Source organism: Microbispora sp. CSR-4 (assembly GCF_008033685.1).
Classification (GTDB): Bacteria; Actinomycetota; Actinomycetes; order Streptosporangiales; family Streptosporangiaceae; genus Microbispora.
In genome coordinates, this window is record NZ_VJVX01000136.1 from 1 (window position 1) to 3,280 (window position 3,280).

Annotated in this window: 3 protein-coding genes; 1 reads left to right on the forward strand and 2 read right to left on the reverse strand. The window is 71.0% G+C overall.

All coding sequences use genetic code 11. From position 1 onward, the window contains the following. On the reverse strand, positions 1 to 1,981 hold a 1,981-nt coding region (locus tag FLV34_RS38885), incomplete at its 3' end, for a glycosyl hydrolase family 65 protein (RefSeq protein ID WP_222709798.1). Between the two features lie 207 nt (positions 1,982 to 2,188). Between FLV34_RS38885 and FLV34_RS38895 the strand changes: the two genes are divergently transcribed. Continuing rightward, a complete protein-coding gene (locus FLV34_RS38895) occupies positions 2,189 to 2,722 on the forward strand; it encodes an XdhC family protein (protein WP_147945551.1) in 534 nt (177 codons plus the stop codon). A gap of 92 nt (positions 2,723 to 2,814) precedes the next feature. Here the strand turns inward: FLV34_RS38895 and FLV34_RS38900 are convergent. After that, positions 2,815 to 3,280 (reverse strand): cellulose binding domain-containing protein (locus FLV34_RS38900; RefSeq protein WP_187280871.1); only part of this gene is annotated, 466 nt, incomplete at its 5' end.

The following is a 3,280-nucleotide window of genomic DNA, read 5'->3' on the forward strand; positions in this document are numbered from 1 at the left end:
CCGCCGTGTCAACGTCCTGCACGCGATTCTGCGGCACAGGAGGCCGTACGACCCTAGCCATGTCCGGGCTGCGGTGGCTTGACAAAAGCATTAGGCAGCCTCCGTCGTCGTAGGCGTAGAACCGCACGTCGCTCACCCGGGTCGGCACGCCGAAGTCCACGCCGAGGTGGTCTTCGGCGTTCGGCGAGCGGTAGTTGGTCCACCGGTTGTGCGGGACGTCGTCGTAGTAGATCCGCCCGTCCACGGCGTCCCAAACGTTGTCGATGCCGTTGGTGTACGACGCGAACGGCTTGGGATAGCCGGTGCCGTACGGGTTGGCGGCGTCGTCGGACGGCCGCGAGGAGCGGTCGGGCGTCACGGCGGCCGGCACCCGGGCGGTCAGCTCGCCGACCGTGGCCCGCTTGGCGGCCTGCCTGCCGTCCACGTAGACGCGCATGCCCGCGCCCTGGCCATACCTGCTGCCGTCGCGGTCCCACAGCACGGTCACGTTGTGGCCGTGGTAGGGCACGTTCTCCAGCGCGAAGTAGTCCCACCCGGCCGGCGCGAGCGGCTTCAGCACGACCGTGCCGCCCGGCTGCGGGCGCAGCCCGATCAGGCCGCTGATCACCAGGTCGTCGAAGGTCGAGTGGTTGTAGTGCTCACTGTGGCCCGCGGCGTCGTAGATCCAGCGCGGCTCGTCGGGGTGGTGCGCCTCGGCGACGTACGGGTGCCCGTCCTTGAACTGGGTGAGCGCGTAGCCGCGCAGCACCGTGTAGTAGTCGGCGGCGGTGACCACGTGCTGGTCGTAGTCGTCGAGCAGGTTGGCCATCGCGGTGAGCGTGGTCGAGGTGGAGTAGGGCCAGCTCGGCCCGTCCCAGCGGCAGCAGCCGTTCAGCGCGTCGCGCATGAACAGCGGGCTGCGCCGTTCGGCGGTGGTCGGCCCGTACGGCGCGGCGAACCCCTGCGGGTCGAGCAGCTGCGCCCACGCCTTCTCCGTGCCGGGCCTGGCCATGTCGAACGCCCACGGGACGAAACCGATCTCCTCGCGGGTGGACACCAGCCGCTCCTGGGGGTCCAGGTCGGCGCGGGCCTTGTGGTAGAAGAATGACCGCTTCGGGTCCCACAGATAGCGGTGCAGCGCGTCCTGCAGCGACGCCGCCCGCTGTTCGAACGTCTTGGCCAGCGCCTTGTCGCCGCTCAAGGTGGCGATGGCGGCGATCGCCTTGGCGTCGCCGTACTGGTAGGCGTTCAGCGTCGGCCGGTAGCCCGCGCCGCCGTGGTAGGGATCGGCCGGGTCGGTCTCGTAGGACGAGGCGGTGAACTCCATCGCGTCCCACACCGGCACCGACCAGTAGAGGCCCAGCTTCTTGTCGTACTGGCCGCCCCACTTGTCGTACTGCCGCACCAGGTCGGGCAGCAGCCCCTTGACGAAGGACGCGTCGCCGGTGACCAGATAGCGCTGGTAGGCGGCGTCGGCCGCCCACCAGGCGTACTGGTGCGCCCAGTCGTCGGTGTCCTTGTTGAGGTACTCCTCCTTCGGCTTGGGGCCGGCGCCCGGTCCCTGCAGCCAGTAGGTGAGGTAGTCGTCGATCGGGCGGGTGTCGCGCAGCCAGCGCCCCTCGTACACGTGGTGACCGGCGGCGGCGACGATGCCGCCGAGCGGGGCGGAGTATCCGGGCGGGTTGTGGAACTCGGTGATCACGTCGCCGGTCGCGGAGTCGGTGTAGCGGATGTGCCGCTTGTAGGTGCTCCAGCGGTAGTAGTAGACGTCCTGGATCTCCCGGTCGGGCACCTCCAGGAACGGGATGTTGGCCTTGTACCACTCCGGCTCGGCGTACCCCGACACGAGCGCGTCGTGGTCCAGGAAGGCGGTGCCCCTGCCGACCTCCGGGTACGCCGCGGGCGGCGCGGGGGCGTGGGCGGCCTCGGCCGGGGCGGGGATCAGGGCGGTCGGCGCGGCCAGCGCCGCGAGCGTCGCGAGCATCGCGACGGCGTGTCTCATGGTCACCTCGGGCGTTCTCGGCAATCTCAGGAGGGTGACGGCAGGCGAAATCGCTCAGGTTCGGTCGCGTTGCACGATGGTACGCGACCGAATCTGATCGATAGCGCTCAGTCTTGACCATTTATGGACGAAACGCAATAGTTCTTCGCGGGAGCGCCACCCCCGTCCGGGGGACCGAAAACGCCCGCGGGCTGAGAAACTGCGGGCATGAGTCACAGCCATGACGAGGACCCCGCATGCGCGGCGGCCCACGGCGACGCGCCGCCGGAGGAGACGGAGCGGCGGACGCTGGTCGCGGTGTTCGCGTCTCCGGTGGCCGATCACCTGCTGCGGTTCGGCGTGGAGCTGGGCTTCCGGCCGATCCTGCTGGAGCCCGACCCGGATCGCGGGCTCGGCGGCCTTCCGGCGGACTCGGTCGAGGTGGTGAGAGAGGCAGGCGGCCATCTGGACGGCACGGCCGACGTGGTCGTCACCGACCATCACCGCGCGGAGATCGGGCCGATACTGCGTGACGTCCTCCGCGGCCCCGCGCGCTGGATCGGCATCATGGGCAGCCCCCGTCACGAGGGTCCGCACGTGCGGGCGCTGACCGAGCTGGGCGTCCCGCCCGAGGAGATCGCCCGCGTGCACCGCCCGATAGGGCTCAACATCGGCTCGCGTACGCCCGCGGAGATCGCGGTGGCCACGCTCGCCGGCCTGATCGCCGACAGGAACGGCAGGCCCGGCGGCTTCGCGCACTGACGTCCCGCCCGGCATGCGGAGGGGCACCCCCGCTGGTGGCGGGGGTGCCCCAGGCGCTCCTCCTGGTCAGGAGCGCGTCATGGTGTCACCGGTCAGGAGGCGCTGCACGTCAGCGTCGGTGTCTCCGGGCTGCCGTTGGCGGTGAACCCGAAGGTGGTGCTGCCGTTGGCGGGCACGGCGCCGTTCCACGACTCGTTGCGGACGGAGACCGAGGAGCCGGAGCCGGACGTGAGGCCGCCCCACAGCTGGGTGATGGACGGGGAGCCGGACCAGCTCCAGTTCACCGTCCAGCCGCTGATCGCCGCGTTGCCGGCGCGGACCGTGACCTCGGACTGGAAGCCACCGGGCCAGCTGTTGACCGTACGTATCGTCGCGCTGCACCCGTTGCCCGGCTGCGGGCTCGGACTCGGACTCGGGCTCGGGCTGACCGGCGGGGGCGGGCTCGGGCTGACCGGCGGGGTCGGGCTCGGGCTCGGGCTGACGGGCGGGGTGGGGCTGGGCGAGGTGTTGGGTGCGGCGTTGTTGAGGGCGTTGAGGACCGCGGTGTAGGCGGCCTTC

What these genes read in the sequence shown, in the direction of transcription:
- FLV34_RS38895 (WP_147945551.1), top strand. Translation starts at nt 2,189, where the DNA reads ATGAGTCACAGCCATGACGAGGACCCCGCATGCGCGGCGGCCCACGGC.